A 16,951-nucleotide genomic window follows, 5' to 3' on the forward strand; every position below is an offset into this window, starting at 1 on the left:
ACAGGGCATGGCCATCGCCGGGTTTCAGATTCAGAGCATCATCCGGACCTACCACAGAAACATTCGGCGGATGGAGAGAAGGACAGGGAACCGTGCGGAACAATCCCCGGGCCGCGATCTGGTGGAAATCTCGGTTGAGGGGAGAAAGAAACAGATCTGCAAGAAGGCGGCAGATCAAGTCATTCAAAGGCTCACTCGCGCTGCAGATCCAGGAGCCTCCCTTCCGAAGGAAAGCCGGTGAATTCCCACAGAGACTCCTTGAGTATCCTCCTGGTAGATGACTATATCCCTTCAAGAAACGTGCTTCAGGAATTCCTCGAAGGGGATAGTTTCTCTATCGTCACCGCCGAAAACGGGCTCGAAGCGATTCACGCCATCGGAGAGAACCGGTTCGACCTTGTCATCACCGATCTCAAGATGCCCGGGCCTAACGGCATCGAGGTGTTGAAGAGAGCCAGGCAGGCGAATCCGGATGTGCAAGTCATCATCATTACCGGATACGCATCCCTTGAAACCGCTATTGAGGCCGTCAAGGAGGGCGCTTACGACTATATTACCAGACCTTTCAAGCTCGACGAGATGAGAGTCGTGGTGGAGAACGCCTGCGAGAAGATCCGTCTCATCAAGGAAAACCAGAGACTGATCCGGAACCTCGAGGAGGTCTACCGGAAGATGAGGGATTTTCAGAAAGGGGGAGCGAAAGTCTCCAGAGCCGAGGAGATGGCCTCACGGGAACAGATGGAGGCCCTGGCTTCGTTTCTGGATTTCAGTTCGGTTGCGGGGGCGCGTCTTCCCCTCACCATGCAGAAGAGGCGGACAGACAGGGGCTTTGTCCTGGTGGAACTCGAGAAGCTTGGGCAGCTGAGAAACGAGGGAGTGCTCAGCCAGGACGAATTCGAGCGGTGCAAGCAGAAGATTCTGCAGAAGCTCTAAAGGGGGGCCGGAGGTCCTGCCCGAGCCGCCCCATCTGTGGGGACCCGGATTTCAACTGTTTTTCTGAACACGATCCAGACCGATCGATCACGCCATCGAACTGGGGAAACGAGGGTATGGAGAGGAGATACCGGGTTCTTGTCGTCGACGATGATGCCGATGTTCGTGACACCCTCAGTCAGATTCTCACGGAGATGGGGCAGATCGAAGTCGAATGCGTGCAGGATGGGGAGGCGGGATTCGCCCTGGTAGGCAAAAGGCGTTTCGACCTGGTTTTTGTCGACATGTGCCTCCCTGGGATGAGCGGCCTCGAACTGTTGAGGCTCATAAAGGGTCGTGCCCCGGAGCTCGTGGTCGTGATGGTCACGGGATTTCCCTCGGTGGAGAGCGCCATCCAGAGTATGAAGGACGGAGCAGGTGACTTTATCACGAAACCGTTTCGGTTTCAGCAGATCGAACACGTGGTGCATAAGCTCCTTCTCACGCGGCCGGCAGGCGAATCCGAGATTTACAGGGGGGGCATGACCGCCGGTGACCAGAACATCGATACGAAGCTCGGCAGGAAGATCAAGGAGCTCTCGATTCTCTACTCCATCAGTGATTCCATGGGGACTGCAGACTTCGATGTCGACCGCTTCTACGAAAAAATCGTGGACATGGCCTCCACCATAACGGGAGCGGAAAGAACTTCCCTGATGATACTCGATCCTGATGCCAATGAGCTGAGGATCAAAGCCGCCAAAGGCCTGAGCCAGAAGATCGTCGGTTCCGCCCGGGTCCCTCTGGGTACCGGTGTGGCAGGGCGGGTGGTGACGAGTGGGAGGCCGCTCTTTGTGAAGAACAGCGGGTCCTCCTCCCGTGCAGGAAGGAAGAGCTACAGGACCGGATCCTATGTCTCCATCCCTCTCACCATAAAAGGGGAGACCTTCGGTGTTCTGAACGTAACAGACAAGTGTGACGGGAGTCACTTCGATGAGGGAGAGGTTCTCCTGCTCCTCACTCTGGTGAAAAGGGCGGCCCTGAATATCGAAAACAGCATGCTCTATGAAGCCCTGTACGACAGTCTCGTGGACACCCTCCAGTGCCTGGTGGCCACCCTCGAAGCAAAGGACCGTTACACCCACAGGCATTCGGAAAGGGTCACGGATCTTGCTACAGAGGTGGCCAGGAAGATGGGCTGCCCGCGGGAGGAGATCGAGGGCCTTCGCCTTGCCGGCCTTCTCCACGATATAGGTAAGATAGGTATCCACGATGCGGTGCTGCAAAAATCCGACGGGCTTACCGAAGAGGAATTCGGTCTCATAAAAACCCACCCGATCATCGGAGAGAATATCATTCGGCCCCTGGCGCTTCTCCCCGTGGAGACGGCTGTCGTAAGAAACCACCACGAGCGATGGGACGGAAAGGGTTACCCCGACGGCCTGGCAGGTGGAGATATTCCTCTTCTGGCTCGGATTCTCGCCGTGGCGGATTCCTATGACGCCATGACATCCGATCGTCCCTACAGGCCGGCCAAGACCCCAGAAGAGGCAGCACGCGAGCTCAAGCGGTGCGCGGGATCGCAGTTCGACAGAACCGTGGTCGAGGCCTTTCTCCAGATGGACCTATCTAACCCGGCCCATCGAGCAGCGTGAGGACCCGGCGCCGAGCGGCATCCTGGCACGGCATATGCATTAGGGCTCGGAGATAGGGCGGTTTTTCACCGTGGGCTGCCGGGTCTCGGTGATCAATCCTGCACAGAAGGGGGCAGTATTGGTGAGGAGACTCGAGAAGGGACAGCGGATTGCCTTGAGAGTGGCCACAGGTGTGGAAGAGAGGCAGTATCCGTGCGTAGTCCGGTCATTCGATCGCGCAAGGGGGCTCATCTCACTGGAGGTCGAGGATGGGGCCGGCGCCGAGGCGGTTCTTGTTTCCGGCAGGGAAGCGACCATCGTGGGGAGGACAGCCTATTCGGATCTCGATCTGCCCTGTGTGCTGACAGGAGAGGGCCGTTTTCCGATCCTTGTCTGCCGGGGCGTGGATCGGAGAGACCATTTGAGGGTCAGTGCCTTTCTCCGGCTGAAGTACCGGCCCGTGGAGAGGGCCGTCTACGAGGCCGATCCAGACGGGGTTCTCCTGAGGATTCAGGAAGAGATGGGGACCAGCGAAAGTCCCTCCGAGGGACTCGTGGTGGATATGGATGGTGACCTCCTGAACCCCAGGCTCGCATCCTTTCTGGAGGAGATGGACAGGAAACTGGACCGGATTCTCTCCCTCCTCGACCGCGAGAAGGAAGCACTTTTCAGGCAGGCCACCACGGTCAACATCAGCGGGTCTGGGCTCCGGTTTGTAAACCAGGAGAGAATCGACGCGAAAACCCTCCTGGCAATGCGGCTCCTGCTGCCCTTTACTCCGCCGGTTGCAGTGGTCTTCCTGGGCGAGGTGAAGAGGGTCCGGGCTAAGGGGCAGGGGGAGTTCGAAACAGCGGTAAAGTTCGTTGCAATAGATGAAGCGGACCAGGAAAAGATTGTCCACTATGCCTTCAAGCGGATGAGAGAATCGATTCGCAACCAGAAGAAAAGGGGAATGGAAGAATGAATGGGCCCTCTCGCAAGATCTCCGGGCCGAGAGGGACCTTCTACTCCAGTTCGTCGAGTCGAGTCTTGGCCTTTGCGGCTGCATCGCTGAAGGGGTAGTTGTCCATCACACGGGTGAGGAATTCCCGTGCCTTCTGGGGATTCTTCAGGTGCCCGTATGAAACCCCGATCTTGTACAGGGCATCGGCGACCTTGTTGCCGAGAGGGTAGCGGTCGACAAGCTTGAGCCAGGCGGAGACGGCTCTTTCAAAATCCTCGTTGCCGTAATAGCATTCACCGATCCAGTAGAGGGCGTTGTCGGCCAGATCGCTTGATGGAAAGGCTGCCAGAAACTCCTCGAATCGAGAGATGGCTTCTCGATATTCCCCGCGTGAATAGGCTTTGAAAGCCTCCTGGTAGAGCTTACGCTCGTCAGGGGGCGACGGTCCAGTGGAGGCTGATTTTCCCTTGGCCTTAGCGGCTGCCGGAGCCGGTGGGCTGGTCTTGCTCGGAGGAGGCAGGGTGGCCGAGGTCCGGAGAGCGGCTCGCAGCGATGCGACTTCCCTTTCCAGGGCTTCCACCCTGCGGCTGTTCTCCACGATGCGGTCGTCCACGTCCTCGTATCGCTTGTTGAGAGAGACTATGAGAGTTCTCAGGGTTTCCTGCGAAATCTCCTGGCCGGAGGTATCAGCAGAGGCCGGAGGCAGAGCCGGTTTCCTGGCGCTACAACCGGCAAGCACTGCCATCAAGAGATAGACTGGTAAGCGGAAGCGGAAATGACGCGTCAGGATTCCCGTAGGCATCTATGTCTCCTCTCATCCGGAGTGAAGCTTGATCCGATTTATTGACTTATATCAGGTAGTTCGGTTTTGATCAAGAAAAATTTGCCTGGAGCCCGACGTTTGAAGAACAACCTTGTCCAAGCGCGACATTGCGGGAGCGGCGGGATACCCATCGCTCGGCGGACCCTCAATGAGTCCTGATAAGGCGTTCAAGGGTATGCGAGTGAGACTACAGGTCTTGGCTCTGGCAGGGCTGCTTATCCAGCTCGGGTGTGCTTCCGGGGGTGGGGTTTGGGGCCGGGGTAAGGCGCGTCCTTCCCGGGAGGCCGAGTCGAAGGCGCGTCCAGTACCCCTTGAGATGGGAATCAACGAGTTGGCCCGGGGGATGCTGGAATGCCTCGGACCGGAAGAGAAGCCTAAGGTAGCGGTGGTGGACCTGCTGGGACCTCGGGGAAACCACAGCGAGTTGGGGGCCTTCATTTCGGAGAAACTCATTACGAGGCTCTTCCTCTCCGGGAGATTCGAAAAGGTCCTGGAGAGAAGGCTCCTGAACCATTTGATCGCGCAGGAGCGCATCGAGATGGAGGCATACTTCGACCAGGATACGGTCGGACCGGCATGCGAAAAGATCGGAGTCGATGCCATAGTGATGGGTGTCATCACGGACCGGGGTCCAACGGTTGACGTGAACGCGAGACTCATCGACACAAGGGGTGAGATCCTCGGCGTGGCTGAGGTTCAGATCGAGAAGGATCCAACGGTCGGCCGCATGCTTCAGGCGGTGGAGAAAGCCACCCTCACTGTGATTGTCGATCCCCCCGCCGGAGCGGCTCTTGTGGCCCTGGACGGGAAGGTGATTAGGAGCGCAAACGGCATTGCCCTGTTCAGGTCGGTTCCCCAGGGTAACCGGAATCTGTCCGTTACGGCGAAGGGGTACGAACCTGTCCAGGAGAGCATCTATCTCAACGGCGACAGAACCGTCAAGGTCCATCTTGTTCCAAAGAGGGTTACCGTCACCCTCAGGGTGGATCCCCCGGGAGCACAGATCGTCTTCGATGGTGAAGCCAAGGGTGAGGCCTCCCAAGGGGTGATGATTCTGAAAGACGTTCCCGCCGGAAGGCACGCTGTCCTCGTCACGTCAGAGGGACGGATCCCGGAGATGAGGGAGATGGAATTCCACAAGGATACGACCATCTCCATCCGCCTCCTCTCTCCTTCTCCGTCAGTTGGGAGAGGCGTCCCCAAAGCCGACGCCGCAGGTGAAAATATGCGACAGGTGGCTCCGAGATCCAAAGAGCCTGGGAAGCGACGCACCGGCACCGGTATCTGGGAAGTGGAGGACGACGAAGGCAACCGGTCGACCCTCTATCAGGTGGGTGGGGGCGAGGCTGATGCGGAAGCAGAGAAGGACGGGCGGGACAGGCGCGACAGGGTCCAGGAGATGTTGAGGAACCTGGACGTGATCATAGATGGCCGGCGGGGATACTAGGCTCTCAGACTTTCTCCCGCTCGATATAGGCATAGGCGTTATGGTTGTGAATGGACTCGAAATTCTCCGATTCCACGGTGAACCAAGTGATGTTGGGGTCCACACTGAGCCTCGAGGCCACTTCGCGTACGACGTCCTCGACGAACATGGGGTTCTGATAGGCCCGCTCGGTCACGAGTTTCTCATCCGGGCGTTTCAGGATGGAGAAGACATCGCAGCTTGCGCACCCTTCAATGAGTTGGATAATGTCTTCGATCCAGATGAATTTCTTGAACCGGACCTGCACAGTAACAACGCTGCGCTGGTTGTGGGCACCAAAATCGCTTATCTCTTTTGAACAGGGGCAGACGGTTGTGAGGGGCACGGTGATGCCTAGATAGAAATCCTCCTTCTCGTTGCTTGAGCCGCAGAAGCGGCAGACATACTCCATGAGGCCCTTTGCCCCGCTCACGGGCGCTTTCTTTTCTATGAAATAGGGAAACTCCACCTCCAGGTGAGCGCTTCTGGCGTTGAGCCTCCGCTTCATCTCGCTGAGAATCTTTGAGAAGGTCTTTATGGCGATTTCACCCCTGTACCTGTTGAGAATTTCCACGAACCGGCTCATGTGGGTTCCCCTGAACCGATGGGGGAGATCGACATACATGTTGACATTAGCCACGGTATGCTGAAGCCCATTGGCCTTGTCGAGTACGATTATGGGATACCGGATGCCCTTTACACCGACCTTGTTGATCTCTTGATTTCGGTAGTCTCGCTCGTTCTGGATATCAATCATGACGGCTATCCCCATAATACGAAGCGCATGCAGTCTCGGATTCCCAGACGGTCACTCTGTTCAGATCGACCCTGTACTTGTCCGCGATTGGTTTGACCCGGTCGAAGATATATCTGGCAATGTTCTCGGAAGACGGGTTGATCTGGAGGAAATAGGGAAGCTCGTTCAGGTACTTGTGGTCGAGCCCTTCGAGGACCGTGCGGGTGGACTCCTTGAGAACCCTGAAGTCGAGAACCATCCCTCCTTCTCTCAGCCTATGGGACGAGACTGCCACCTCCACTTTCCAGTTGTGACCGTGAAGGGCCTCACAGCTTCCTTCATAGTCCCGGAGATAGTGGGCCGCAGAAAAGTGATCCTCGATTTTGATTTCATACATGACCGGTCCTCTACAAAAAGCCCCCGGGCCGACCGAGGAATCCGAATCAATGATATGACAGAGCTGCCCGGATTGTCAACAGGGTGGCCTTTTCTCCAAACCTTGACCGTGCCGTGTAGGTTGCTATAATTGAGGACCGACGAGCGGTCCGACAGGAGCGACCGATGGCCTTTGTTCCTCGCCCGATCTATACGGTGAGCGCCCTTACTGCGGAGATTACAGATATCCTGGAATCCAACTTCGACGAGATCTGGGTTGAGGGGGAGGTTTCCAATCTCCGTGTACCCCCCTCCGGGCACTTCTATTTCACCCTGAAAGACGAATCGAGCCAGATCCAGACGGTGATCTTCAGGTCTCAGGCGAGGAGCCTCCATTTTGAACCGGAGGATGGTCTCAGAGTCATTTGTCGGGGAAGGGTGAGCGTCTATGCCCAGAGGGGACAATACCAACTGATCGCGGATTTGATAGAGATCCGGGGTGTGGGAGCCCTCCAACTTGCCTTTGAGAAGCTGAAGCGCCGCCTTGAGGCAGAGGGCCTCTTCGACCGTGCCAGGAAGAAGCCTCTTCCCTTCCTCCCAAACAAGATCGGGATTGTCACATCGCCGACAGGAGCGGTGATTCGGGACATGCTCACTGTGTTGAAGCGGCGATGGGAGAACGTGAGTGTCCTGATCTACCCCGTGAGAGTCCAGGGAGATGGGGCCTCCGAGGAGATAGCCAGAGGCATCGGATACCTCGACGAGCGCACAGATGTGGACGTGATCGTCGTGGCCCGGGGTGGAGGGTCTCTGGAGGACCTCTCGGCCTTTAATGAGGAGATCGTCGCCAGGGCGGTCCAAAAGGCGGAAAAGCCGGTCCTGTCGGCCGTGGGACACGAGGTGGATTTCACCATCTGTGACTTTGTAGCCGACCTCAGGGCGCCGACCCCCTCGGCTGCGGCGGAGCTGGTGGTAAGAAACAAGGCCGAGCTTGTCTTTCGTATACAGAATCTGCGTGAGAGGCTCATCAGAGGGGTGGAAAAGGTTTTGAGAAGAAGGCGTGATGAGTGGACCAGGATGCAGAGGCGGCTGAAAGACCCCAGGAGAAGGCTTGCAGAACTGCGGTTGAGGGCGGATGACAGGGTGGGCAGGCTTGCGGGCCTCATGGGGAGGATGCTGGATGAAAGACGGCTGCGCCTCGAGAGCCTTGTGAAAAACCTGCTGTACCGATCTCCGCGGCAGAAGGTGGACCGTCTCCGCGACTCCTTGCGCCAGAGGGCAGAGCGGCTGGACAGCGCTGCCACCGATTTCCTGAGCAAGAAGAGACGGGTTTTGGAGAGGTCTATGGACCGGTTGGAAGCGATGAGTCCTCTGAGAATCCTGAGGCGGGGCTACAGTATTGTCCGGAGGATCCCTTCCATGGAGATCGTCAGGGACTCGAGGGCCGTCAGGCGGGGTGAGGGGGTCGATGTCAGGCTCCATCAGGGACGGCTGATATGCCGCGTGGAGGAGACAAAGGGGGAGTCTGGCCGACGAAGTCCGGTGGTCCTGCGGCTTGACGGTGCGGGGGAATAGGGTATAATACGGAACGTTTGGGGTCGTAAGGGGGAGAAAAAGCATCCTATGGCGGGAGAAAAGTTCGAAAAGGCGCTCGATCGTCTGGAAGGCATCGTTTCCAGGCTTGAGAGCGGAGATTTGGACCTGGAAGAATCGCTCAAGCTGTTTGAGGAGGGCATACGTCTCTCCCATTTCTGCAGTGAGAAGCTCGATGAGGCCGAACGGAGGGTCGAGATCCTCCTCAGGAACAGGGAGGGCGTCCTCGAACCTCAGCCCTTTGAACTAGAGCAGGGGCCGGAGGGGCAAGGGGAAGACCTCTGAGTCAGGGGTTTCTTTGGACATCCACATTTATCTCCAAGAGAGAAAGAAACGCGTAGACGCGGCCTTGGCCAGGATGCTTCCCCGGGAGATGGATTATCCTCCTTCCCTGTGCAAGGCCATCAGGTACAGTGTTCTGGAAGGAGGAAAGCGGATCAGGCCTATTCTGGCAATGGCGGCTTTCGATGCCAGTGGGGGGCGCGGGGATTCGATTCTCCCATTTGCGTGTGCACTGGAGTTTATTCATGCCTATTCCCTGGTCCATGACGATCTGCCGGCCATGGACAATGACGATCTCCGCAGGGGAAAACCTACCGTACACCGGGTATTTGGTGAGGCTGTGGCCATCCTGGTGGGTGATGCCCTCTTGACCGAGGCCTTCAGAACCATGAGTCAGGGTGCCCTCGACCATGGTGTGGACGCCGAGGTGGCAATAGGGATCATCAACGAAGTTTCGCTGGGAGCCGGTTTCAGCGGGCTCGTGGGCGGCCAGGTTGTGGACATAGAGTCAGAGGGACGGGATGTGGATCTGCCGACCCTTGAGTACATCCATTCTCACAAGACCGGGGCACTCATTGTGACGTCTCTGAGAACAGGGGCGAGGCTGGCAGGGGCCGCGCCTGAAGAACTGAGGGCAATCACCCTTTATGGTGAAAAGCTCGGTCTGGCCTTCCAGATTATTGATGACGTTCTCAACGTGGTCGGGGACTCGGAAAGGCTTGGGAAAAAGGTGGGGACCGATGCCGCGAGAAAGAAGGCGACCTATCCGGGGCTTCTGGGGACGGAGGAGTCCAGACGTCTAGCCAATGAAATCATCGGAGAAGGGATCGCCCATCTGGCCCTTTTCCAGGATCGGGCAGAGCCTCTCAAAGAGATCGCTCGCTACCTGGCCAGTCGGATATCCTAGGCCGGGGCAGCCAGTGGTGGAGGACAAGAAGGAAATGCCGTCGTATCTTTCGAGATTACTCGATCAGGTCGGTGGACCCAATGACCTTAAAGGCCTCGAGCCGAAGGATCTCCCGGAACTGGCAAGGGAGATCCGCGAGGAGATCCTTTCCGTGGTCTCCAGGTGCGGGGGGCATCTCGCTTCCAACCTCGGCGTGGTTGAGTTGACCATTGCCCTGCACCGGGTCTTCGACCTCGAAAGAGACAGGCTGGTTTGGGACGTGGGACACCAGTGTTACGCACACAAGCTCCTGACGGGAAGGCTTGAGGAGTTTCAGACTCTCCGCCAGTGGGGAGGGTTGAGTGGTTTTCCCAAGAGAGAGGAGAGCCCCTTCGACGTTTTCGGTACGGGCCATGCCGGAACATCGATCTCCTCGGCCCTGGGTATTGCCGAGGCGAAATCCATGAAGGGTGAGAAGGCCAAGGTCATAGCCGTAATAGGGGACGGGTCGATGACGGCCGGCCTCGCCTTTGAGGGGCTGAACCAGGCTGGTATGCTTGACCGGGACCTTATTGTGGTCCTGAACGACAACGAGATGTCCATATCCCCTAACGTGGGTGCCCTCGCCTCGTATCTGAGCCGTGTAATGACCGGCCAGCTCGCCAACCGGTTTCGCAACGAGATGAAGTCCTTTCTCCAGACCCTGCCGGGGCTTGGCCAGTCTTTCTACCGATGGGCCAAGCATGCGGAGGAGTTCTTCAAGGGCTTTCTCACCCCAGGGGTTCTCTTTGAGGAACTGGGCTTCAAATACGTGGGACCGATCGAGGGGCACCGCCTGGACCATCTCATCGAAACCTTCGAGAACGTGGCAGAGATGGACGGGCCTATTCTCGTTCATGTGATCACCAAGAAGGGAAAGGGTTACGGTCCTGCCGAGAGCGACCCGGCCCATTTCCACGGGGTGGGAGCCTTCGATTTGAGGAGCGGAAGGCCCCTTCAACAGTTGAGCCGTGGAAGAGCGAAGACCTACACCGAGGTCTTCGGGAGAACCCTGTGTCGGATGGCGAGGAGAGACGATAGAGTCGTTGCGATTACGGCTGCCATGCCCGGCGGAACAGGGCTTGAAGGGTTCTCAAAGAAATTTCCGAACCGCTTCTATGACATAGGTATTGCCGAACAACACGCGGTGACCTTTGCAGCCGGTCTTGCAGTGGAGGGTTTCAAACCCTTTGTGGCCATCTATTCGACCTTTCTGCAAAGGGCCTATGATGAGATCGTTCATGACGTCTGCCTCCAGAATCTCCCCGTTGCCTTTGCTCTGGACCGGGCGGGCATAGTGGGGGAGGACGGCCCCACTCACCATGGTGTCTTCGACTTCTGCTACCTCCGGCATATCCCCAACATGGTGGTGATGGTGCCAAAAGACGAGAATGAGTTACAGCACGTGATGGAGACGGCCAGAGTGGCGCAGTCGCCTTTGGCCTTCAGATACCCTCGAGGGCGGGGATACGGAGTCCCCCTGGACCGCCAGTGGAGGCCCATAGAGATAGGAAAAGGGGAGTTGCTGAGGCACGGAGACCATGTGGCCATCCTTGCCATTGGGTCTACGGTCCTTCCGAGTCTTGAAGCCGCCGAAGAACTCGCCAGGCATGGGATTCAGGCTGCGGTCGTGAACGGGAGATTTGTGAAACCCCTGGACACGGAACTGATCTGCAGGTTGAGCGAGGAGACGGGGAGAGTTCTCACCGTGGAGGAGAATGCTCTGGAGGGGGGGTTCGGAAGTGCCGTCTTGGAACTCCTGCAGGCAAGGGGACTCGATGCCGTGAAGGTAAGGCGCCTCGGTATTCCAGATGTCTTTGTGGAACACGGGCCACCGGAACGCTTGAGGAGGATCTACGGGATCGACAAGGCGGGAATCTTCAATGCGGTGGACGAGTGGATGAGTGAAGAGGGACGACCAGAGAGGAAGGCCGTTGTTTTCGATCTGAAGAAGATCTCCGTATGAGGCCGAAGGAGCGGTTGGACAGGCTTCTGGTGGAACGCGGCCTGGCTTCGAGCAGGCAGCAGGCCAGGGCGCTTATCATGGCTGGAAAGGTGGTGGCAGGCGGAAACCCTGTTGAAAAGCCGGGCACACTCGTCAGACCCGATATCTCCCTCGGCCTCAAGGGAAGGGGTTGTCCCTTTGTAAGCCGGGGAGGGCTGAAATTGGAAGCGGCCTTGAAGGCCTTCGAAATCGACCCCAGGGGTAAGAGGGCGATGGATGTGGGGGCTTCAACAGGGGGTTTCACCGACTGCCTGCTCCAGAAAGGGGCTGCCAGGGTCTTTGCCGTCGATGTCGGATACGGCCAGCTCGCCTGGAGGCTTCAGCAGGACCCCCGGGTCGTCAATCTGGAAAGGACGAATATCAGATACCTCGACTTCCAGGAGGTCGGCGAGCCTTTAGACCTCATCGTGGTGGATACATCATTTATCTCGGTAGAGAAGTTTCTCTCTCGCCTCAGGGGGATGGTGAAGAGAGGAGGCGACCTGGTGGTCCTCGTGAAGCCGCAGTTTGAGGTGGGAAGAGGAGAAGTGGAAAAGGGAGGGATCATCAGGGACCGGACCAAGCAGATGAGAGTCGTCGAAAGGGTACGGCGGGCAGGCGAGGAGTTGGGACTGGTGGCACGGGGGGTCATCGAATCGCCCATCAAGGGGGCAAAGGGGAACAGGGAGTTTTTTGTCCATTTTGTGAGAAGCCGGTAGGCGTCTCTGTTGTGTCCCCCGGGGTGGGGATGGAAATCACTAGGTCGACCCGGAGTCGGTCCAGGAAGACGGGAGGGATTGGCCAGGGATGGGTCAGCCGAGGTCACCCAAACCGGTCAAGCTGGTGATGAGCGTCATTACGGCTCGCGAGGATCTGGTGGAGGGGATCCTGGCGGATCTGAAGGGCACCTACGGGGAGACGGATTTTGTAGGGCCGTGGATGGTCTTTGACTTTACGGATTACTACAGACCGGAGATGGGGCCTGACCTAAAGCGGAGGATTCTGGCATTTGAAAGACTGATCGCCCCTGAAACCCTCCCTTCCGTGAAACACCGGACCAACCGGATCGAGGAGGACTACGCAAACCGGGGAAGGAGGCGGGTCAATATCGATCCCGGCTATCTTTCTGGAGAGCATGTGATTCTCGCAACGACCAAGGCGTATGCTCACCGGCCCTACCTGAGGGATGGGATCTATGCCGACCTGACCCTGATATACCACGGAAAGAGCTATCGCTCCCTTGACTGGACCTATCCCGACTACAGGCAGCCTGAAACGATACGGATATTCAACGCCATTCGAAGGACATATCTTTCCCAACTGAGTGGTCGGCCTGAGGCGGGCACTCGGCGGGGATCTGGTGGATGCGGAACGAGTGGTCCGGACCATCTGGAGGAATCCACCCCGGTCTGAATCAGAGGACTTTTCAGGGGACCAAGGAGAGCGGTCTTGGAGAGCATGACAGGATATGGGAGTGCAGAAGGGATAAGCCAATTAGGCTCGGTTTCAGTGGAAATTCGGTCTGTTAACTATAGGTTCTGTGATATTACTTTAAGGTTGCCCAAGAAGCTGAATGCCTTTGAGGGCCGTATAAGAGAGTTGATCAAATCGCGGTTTTCCCGCGGGCGATTCGATATGTCTCTCAGGCTCGATTCTGACCAATCGGTGGGATACCGCCTTGAACCGGACCTGGAAATGGCCCGCCAGTATCTCGCTGCCCTTAGAACGATAAAGGCCGAACTGAGGCTGAGGGGTGAGATAGGCATGGATATGATCTCCCGGGCCAGGGAGATCATCGTTCCTGTGGAAGAGGGGCAGGTGGCCGAAGCTTACTGGGAGGAGATCAAGGCGATCATCGCCCGGTGTCTTGACGACTTGAAAGCCATGCGGAGGCGAGAGGGGGAAGAGCTCACGACGGACCTGCGGAACAGACTTCGATCCATTTGTGGTCTTCTCGAGGAGATCAAGGCGAGGGCGCCCGTAGTTGTGGAGCATTACCGGCAGAGGTTGGGCCAGCAGCTCCAGAACATGTTAAAGGGGACGGATGTAGATCCCATCCGTTTCAACCAGGAGGTGGCTTTGTTTGCTGAAAGGAGCGATATTTCAGAGGAGACTGTGCGGCTGGCGAGCCACCTCGCCCAGATGGAGCGGATGATCGACGGGGAAGCTCCCGTGGGGAGGAAGCTAGAGTTTCTCCTCCAGGAGATCCATCGTGAAGCGAATACCATCAGTTCCAAGGCAAATGACGAGGCGATTTCCCACTGGGTGGTGGAAATCAAGGGTGAACTGGAGAAGATGAGAGAGCAGATTCAGAATATCGAATGATTCTGTGAAATTGTGAGATCTTGTGGATGTAGTTTCTTAGGGGGTATGAGATGACACCAAAGCTCCTGAATGTTGGTTTCGGAAACATTGTCGTGGCGTCGAGGGTAGTGGCTATAGTGACGCCGAGTTCGGCTCCCATGAAGCGGCTGAAAGAAGGGGCTAGGGAGGCAGGCAAGCTGATAGACGCCACCCAGGGAAGGAGGACCCGGTCGATAGTGATCACCGACAGCGATCACATCATCCTTTCCGCGGTCCAGGCCGAAACGGTCACACAGCGGTTCATGTCCGATGACAAGCCGTCCAGTAAGGGATAGCAGAGGGATGACCGGCGGAAGGCTCTATGTGGTTTCTGCGCCGTCGGGAACGGGAAAGACGACTCTGCTCAAGAGAGTCATGAGAGAGCTCCCCGGGATGGAATTCTCTGTCTCTTACACCACCAGGCCCCCGCGGCCGGGTGAGAAGGAAGGGATCGATTACCACTTCGTCTCCCCTGAGGAGTTCAGGAGGATGATCGAGGCGGGTGCCTTTGCCGAATGGACCGAGCTCCACGGTAACTATTACGGCACCTCCAGGGACCTCCTCGAGGCGTTCGTGGCCAGGGATGCTGACGTGATCCTGGATGTGGACACCCATGGAGCCCGGCAGATTCGCAGGATGTTTCCCGAGGGAGTCTTCATCTTCATACTCCCCCCCGGAATCGGAGATCTGAGGGAGCGACTCCTGCGGAGGGGGTCCGAAAGCCAGGAGATGATCGACCTTCGGCTCCGGAACGCCTCAACGGAGATGGAGAGGCTGGACGACTACGACTACGTTGTCGTAAACGAAGAGATCGGGGAAGCGGTGGAGAAGATCAAGGCGATCATAATCGCCGAAAGATGCAGGCGACACCGGGTGATGAAGGAACTCGGGCAGCGGCCTTGATCTCCTACTCTCTTAGGACGGCTCCTGTGGCTGCCGAACCCACCAGTTGCGAATAGCGGCGGAGGTATCCTTTCTTGATCTTGGGAGGAGGCTTCCTCCACTGGTTTGCTCTCTGCTCCAGGGTCTTTTCGTCAACATTCAGAGAGATTTTCCTTGCCGGGATGTCGATTTCGATGATGTCCCCCTCTTGAACCAGGGCTAGAGGGCCTCCTTCTGCCGCTTCAGGGGATATGTGGCCTACCGCGGCACCCCGGGTACCTCCTGAAAACCGTCCGTCCGTCAGGAGGGCCACATCCTTGTCGAGTCCCGAGCCGGCAATGGCCGAGGTGGGGGCCAGCATTTCCCTCATTCCCGGCCCCCCTTTTGGGCCCTCGTATCGGATCACGACTACGTCGCCCTTTCTTATGGCCTGCTTTCTTATGCTCTCAACAGCCTCCTCTTCCGAATCGAAGACCCGGGCAGGACCCCGGTGTGACATCATCTCCGTTGCCACGGCCGCCTGCTTCACAACGGCTCCTTCGGGGGCCAGGTTCCCGAACAGGACGACCAGCCCGCCCCTGGATCGATAGGGATAGTTTGCATAGTGGATTACGTCGTGGTCGAAGATCCGTGTATCCTCGAGGTTCTGTTCCATCCTTTTTCCTGTTACCGAAAGGGCGTCCAAGTGGATCAGCCCTCGACCGGCGAGTTCCTTCATGACGGCATAGATGCCGCCCGCGCGGTGGAGGTCCTCCATGTGAAAGGGGCCTGAAGGGGAAAGGGAACAGATCTGCGGGACCTTCTCGCTGAATTCGTTGAATCTCTCCAGATCGATCTTGATCCCCGCCTCATGGGCGATGGCAGGGAGGTGGAGAACAGTATTTGTCGAACCCCCGAGAGCCATATCCACCGCGATGGCGTTTTCAAAGGCCTTCTCGCTCAGGATGTCCGAAGGCCTGATTCCCTTCTCAACAAGAGCGACCACCTGAATCCCCGCCTCCTTGGCCAACCTGATTCTCTCCGCCGACACGGCAGGAGCCGTCCCGTTGTTTCTCAGTGCTATTCCCAAGGCTTCTGAAAGGGAGTTCATCGTATTGGCGGTAAACATGCCGCTGCAACAGCCGGGTCCAGGACATGCCTGGTTCTCGAGCTCGCGAAGCTCATCTTCGTCCATCTGCCCTGAGGCGACCTTCCCGATCGCTTCGAAGACCGTGACGAGATCGACAACGGAGTTGTCCCAATGACCCGCCAGCATGGGCCCCCCGCTCAGGATAAGAGCGGGAATGTCGAGCCGAGCCATGGCCATCATCATTCCAGGAACCACCTTGTCGCAATTCGGGACAAGAACGAGACCATCAAAGGGATGTGCAGAGGCCACAAGCTCAATCGAGTCCGCTATCAGTTCTCTGGAAGCAAGAGAAAATTTCATTCCCTCGTGGCCCATGGCGATTCCGTCGCATATACCGATGGTGGAAAACTCCATGGGAGTTGCACCGGCCAGGCGGATGCCGGCCTTGGCCGCCTCGACCACGCGGTCCAGATGGATGTGGCCGGGTACGAGCTCGTTGGCGGAATTTGCAATACCTATGATCGGCCGACCGAGTTCGTCTTCCGTGTAGCCCATGGCTTTGAAGAGAGACCGGTGCGGTGACCGTTCGAGCCCTCTTTTCATAATGTCCGAACGCATGGCTTCCCTTTCTTCGAGTGGTTTATTTCCGTCAGAATCTAGAGAAATTAACATCTCCTGAAAAAAAGTCAATCGGTTCTTTTTGTGGAGTTGGGACTCGGAATAGACATGGTATCCCCCTGGTGAGGGTTAAGGTGATGGGGAGGTTTGGTTATGGGGAGGTAGGGTTGTGGTTGAGAGAGTGGATATGAGTATGGTAGGACCCGTAGGAATGGATAGAGCGAACGTCCAGAGGTCATAGGCTCTGGGTTGGGAAGAGGTGATCTTTGGATCCCTCTGGTGCTTTGGGAGGCGGTGTGGTTGACCGGAAGGGCATTGCGAATGGAGAGGCAGTGCACGCCGCGAACCCGGATAGCGTCAGGAGCAA

18 protein-coding genes are annotated in these 16,951 nt (G+C 57.4%); 14 read left to right on the plus strand and 4 right to left on the minus strand.

Going from position 1 to position 16,951, the window contains the following annotated elements; all coding sequences use genetic code 11:
- Window positions 1-7: 7 nt before the first annotated feature.
- From JRJ26_02090 to JRJ26_02105, 4 genes are all read left to right on the plus strand, one after another.
- Window positions 8-241 carry a hypothetical protein gene (locus JRJ26_02090; protein ID MBW2056266.1) on the plus strand — a complete coding sequence of 78 codons (234 nt, stop codon included), beginning with the start codon at window positions 8-10 and terminating at the stop codon, window positions 239-241.
- A complete protein-coding gene (locus tag JRJ26_02095) occupies window positions 238-933 on the plus strand; it encodes a response regulator (GenBank protein MBW2056267.1) in 696 nt (231 codons plus the stop codon). Before JRJ26_02090 ends, JRJ26_02095 begins: the two co-directional genes overlap by 4 nt.
- Window positions 934-1,049: 116 nt before the next feature.
- Window positions 1,050-2,567, plus strand: coding sequence for a response regulator (locus JRJ26_02100; protein ID MBW2056268.1), 1,518 nt, complete (start codon window positions 1,050-1,052; stop codon window positions 2,565-2,567).
- Between the two features lie 121 nt (window positions 2,568-2,688).
- Window positions 2,689-3,510, plus strand: coding sequence for a PilZ domain-containing protein (locus tag JRJ26_02105; protein ID MBW2056269.1), 822 nt, complete (start codon window positions 2,689-2,691; stop codon window positions 3,508-3,510).
- 40 nt (window positions 3,511-3,550) lie between these two features.
- Here JRJ26_02105 and ybgF read toward each other — a convergent pair whose 3' ends face one another.
- Window positions 3,551-4,291: a tol-pal system protein YbgF gene (gene ybgF, locus JRJ26_02110; GenBank protein ID MBW2056270.1), complete on the minus strand. Its 741-nt coding sequence runs from the start codon at window positions 4,289-4,291 to the stop codon at window positions 3,551-3,553.
- A 202-nt stretch (window positions 4,292-4,493) separates the two neighbouring features.
- Here ybgF and JRJ26_02115 point away from each other — a divergent pair, with 202 nt between their 5' ends.
- Window positions 4,494-5,759 carry a hypothetical protein gene (locus JRJ26_02115; protein MBW2056271.1) on the plus strand — a complete coding sequence of 422 codons (1,266 nt, stop codon included), beginning with the start codon at window positions 4,494-4,496 and terminating at the stop codon, window positions 5,757-5,759.
- A 4-nt stretch (window positions 5,760-5,763) separates the two neighbouring features.
- Here the strand turns inward: JRJ26_02115 and JRJ26_02120 are convergent, their stop codons facing one another.
- Together JRJ26_02120 and queD are read right to left on the minus strand one after the other, a co-directional pair.
- Window positions 5,764-6,534 carry a GTP cyclohydrolase I FolE2 gene (locus JRJ26_02120; protein ID MBW2056272.1) on the minus strand — a complete coding sequence of 257 codons (771 nt, stop codon included), beginning with the start codon at window positions 6,532-6,534 and terminating at the stop codon, window positions 5,764-5,766.
- The gene (queD, locus tag JRJ26_02125; GenBank protein MBW2056273.1) at window positions 6,527-6,910 is read right to left on the minus strand and encodes a 6-carboxytetrahydropterin synthase QueD; all 384 of its coding nucleotides are present in this window, start codon (window positions 6,908-6,910) and stop codon (window positions 6,527-6,529) included. The genes JRJ26_02120 and queD overlap by 8 nt, the downstream gene beginning before the upstream one ends.
- A gap of 164 nt (window positions 6,911-7,074) precedes the next feature.
- On the opposite strand from queD, the gene JRJ26_02130 reads away from it, so the two are divergent.
- The 9 genes from JRJ26_02130 to gmk all read left to right on the plus strand — a co-directional run bounded on the left by JRJ26_02130 (window position 7,075) and on the right by gmk (window position 14,918).
- A complete protein-coding gene (locus tag JRJ26_02130; GenBank protein ID MBW2056274.1) occupies window positions 7,075-8,463 on the plus strand; it encodes an exodeoxyribonuclease VII large subunit in 1,389 nt (462 codons plus the stop codon).
- A gap of 48 nt (window positions 8,464-8,511) precedes the next feature.
- Window positions 8,512-8,766, plus strand: coding sequence for an exodeoxyribonuclease VII small subunit (gene xseB, locus JRJ26_02135; protein MBW2056275.1), 255 nt, complete (start codon window positions 8,512-8,514; stop codon window positions 8,764-8,766).
- Between the two features lie 13 nt (window positions 8,767-8,779).
- Window positions 8,780-9,670, plus strand: coding sequence for a polyprenyl synthetase family protein (locus JRJ26_02140; GenBank protein ID MBW2056276.1), 891 nt, complete (start codon window positions 8,780-8,782; stop codon window positions 9,668-9,670).
- Between the two features lie 34 nt (window positions 9,671-9,704).
- On the plus strand, window positions 9,705-11,654 hold the full coding sequence (locus JRJ26_02145) for a 1-deoxy-D-xylulose-5-phosphate synthase (GenBank protein MBW2056277.1): 1,950 nt from the start codon (window positions 9,705-9,707) through the stop codon (window positions 11,652-11,654).
- Window positions 11,651-12,391 carry a TlyA family RNA methyltransferase gene (locus tag JRJ26_02150; protein MBW2056278.1) on the plus strand — a complete coding sequence of 247 codons (741 nt, stop codon included), beginning with the start codon at window positions 11,651-11,653 and terminating at the stop codon, window positions 12,389-12,391. Before JRJ26_02145 ends, JRJ26_02150 begins: the two co-directional genes overlap by 4 nt.
- 88 nt (window positions 12,392-12,479) lie before the next feature.
- On the plus strand, window positions 12,480-13,085 hold the full coding sequence (locus tag JRJ26_02155) for a DUF4416 family protein (GenBank protein ID MBW2056279.1): 606 nt from the start codon (window positions 12,480-12,482) through the stop codon (window positions 13,083-13,085).
- Window positions 13,086-13,121: 36 nt separating this feature from the next.
- Window positions 13,122-13,997 carry a YicC family protein gene (locus JRJ26_02160; protein MBW2056280.1) on the plus strand — a complete coding sequence of 292 codons (876 nt, stop codon included), beginning with the start codon at window positions 13,122-13,124 and terminating at the stop codon, window positions 13,995-13,997.
- Window positions 13,998-14,047: 50 nt separating this feature from the next.
- Window positions 14,048-14,311 (plus strand): DUF370 domain-containing protein, encoded by a 264-nt coding sequence (locus JRJ26_02165; protein ID MBW2056281.1) that lies wholly within the window; start codon window positions 14,048-14,050, stop codon window positions 14,309-14,311.
- Window positions 14,312-14,318: 7 nt separating this feature from the next.
- Window positions 14,319-14,918, plus strand: coding sequence for a guanylate kinase (gmk, locus tag JRJ26_02170; GenBank protein MBW2056282.1), 600 nt, complete (start codon window positions 14,319-14,321; stop codon window positions 14,916-14,918).
- 4 nt (window positions 14,919-14,922) lie between these two features.
- Here the strand turns inward: gmk and ilvD are convergent, their stop codons facing one another.
- A complete protein-coding gene (gene ilvD, locus JRJ26_02175; protein MBW2056283.1) occupies window positions 14,923-16,584 on the minus strand; it encodes a dihydroxy-acid dehydratase in 1,662 nt (553 codons plus the stop codon).
- Window positions 16,585-16,951 lie beyond the last annotated feature (367 nt).

It is taken from the genome of Deltaproteobacteria bacterium (assembly GCA_019308905.1).
GTDB lineage: Bacteria > Desulfobacterota > BSN033 > WVXP01 > WVXP01 > JAFDHF01.

Bases quoted from the DNA above. Each gene is read 5' to 3' on its own strand.
- xseB (MBW2056275.1), top strand. From the start codon at position 8,512: ATGGCGGGAGAAAAGTTCGAAAAGGCGCTCGATCGTCTGGAAGGCATC.
- JRJ26_02100 (MBW2056268.1), top strand. From the start codon at position 1,050: ATGGAGAGGAGATACCGGGTTCTTGTCGTCGACGATGATGCCGATGTT.
- JRJ26_02150 (MBW2056278.1), top strand. From the start codon at position 11,651: ATGAGGCCGAAGGAGCGGTTGGACAGGCTTCTGGTGGAACGCGGCCTG.
- JRJ26_02165 (MBW2056281.1), top strand. From the start codon at position 14,048: ATGACACCAAAGCTCCTGAATGTTGGTTTCGGAAACATTGTCGTGGCG.
- gmk (MBW2056282.1), top strand. From the start codon at position 14,319: ATGACCGGCGGAAGGCTCTATGTGGTTTCTGCGCCGTCGGGAACGGGA.
- ybgF (MBW2056270.1), bottom strand. From the start codon at position 4,291: ATGCCTACGGGAATCCTGACGCGTCATTTCCGCTTCCGCTTACCAGTC.
- ilvD (MBW2056283.1), bottom strand. From the start codon at position 16,584: ATGCGTTCGGACATTATGAAAAGAGGGCTCGAACGGTCACCGCACCGG.
- JRJ26_02155 (MBW2056279.1), top strand. From the start codon at position 12,480: ATGGGTCAGCCGAGGTCACCCAAACCGGTCAAGCTGGTGATGAGCGTC.
- JRJ26_02145 (MBW2056277.1), top strand. From the start codon at position 9,705: ATGCCGTCGTATCTTTCGAGATTACTCGATCAGGTCGGTGGACCCAAT.
- JRJ26_02090 (MBW2056266.1), top strand. From the start codon at position 8: ATGGCCATCGCCGGGTTTCAGATTCAGAGCATCATCCGGACCTACCAC.
- queD (MBW2056273.1), bottom strand. From the start codon at position 6,910: ATGTATGAAATCAAAATCGAGGATCACTTTTCTGCGGCCCACTATCTC.
- JRJ26_02120 (MBW2056272.1), bottom strand. From the start codon at position 6,534: ATGATTGATATCCAGAACGAGCGAGACTACCGAAATCAAGAGATCAAC.
- JRJ26_02130 (MBW2056274.1), top strand. From the start codon at position 7,075: ATGGCCTTTGTTCCTCGCCCGATCTATACGGTGAGCGCCCTTACTGCG.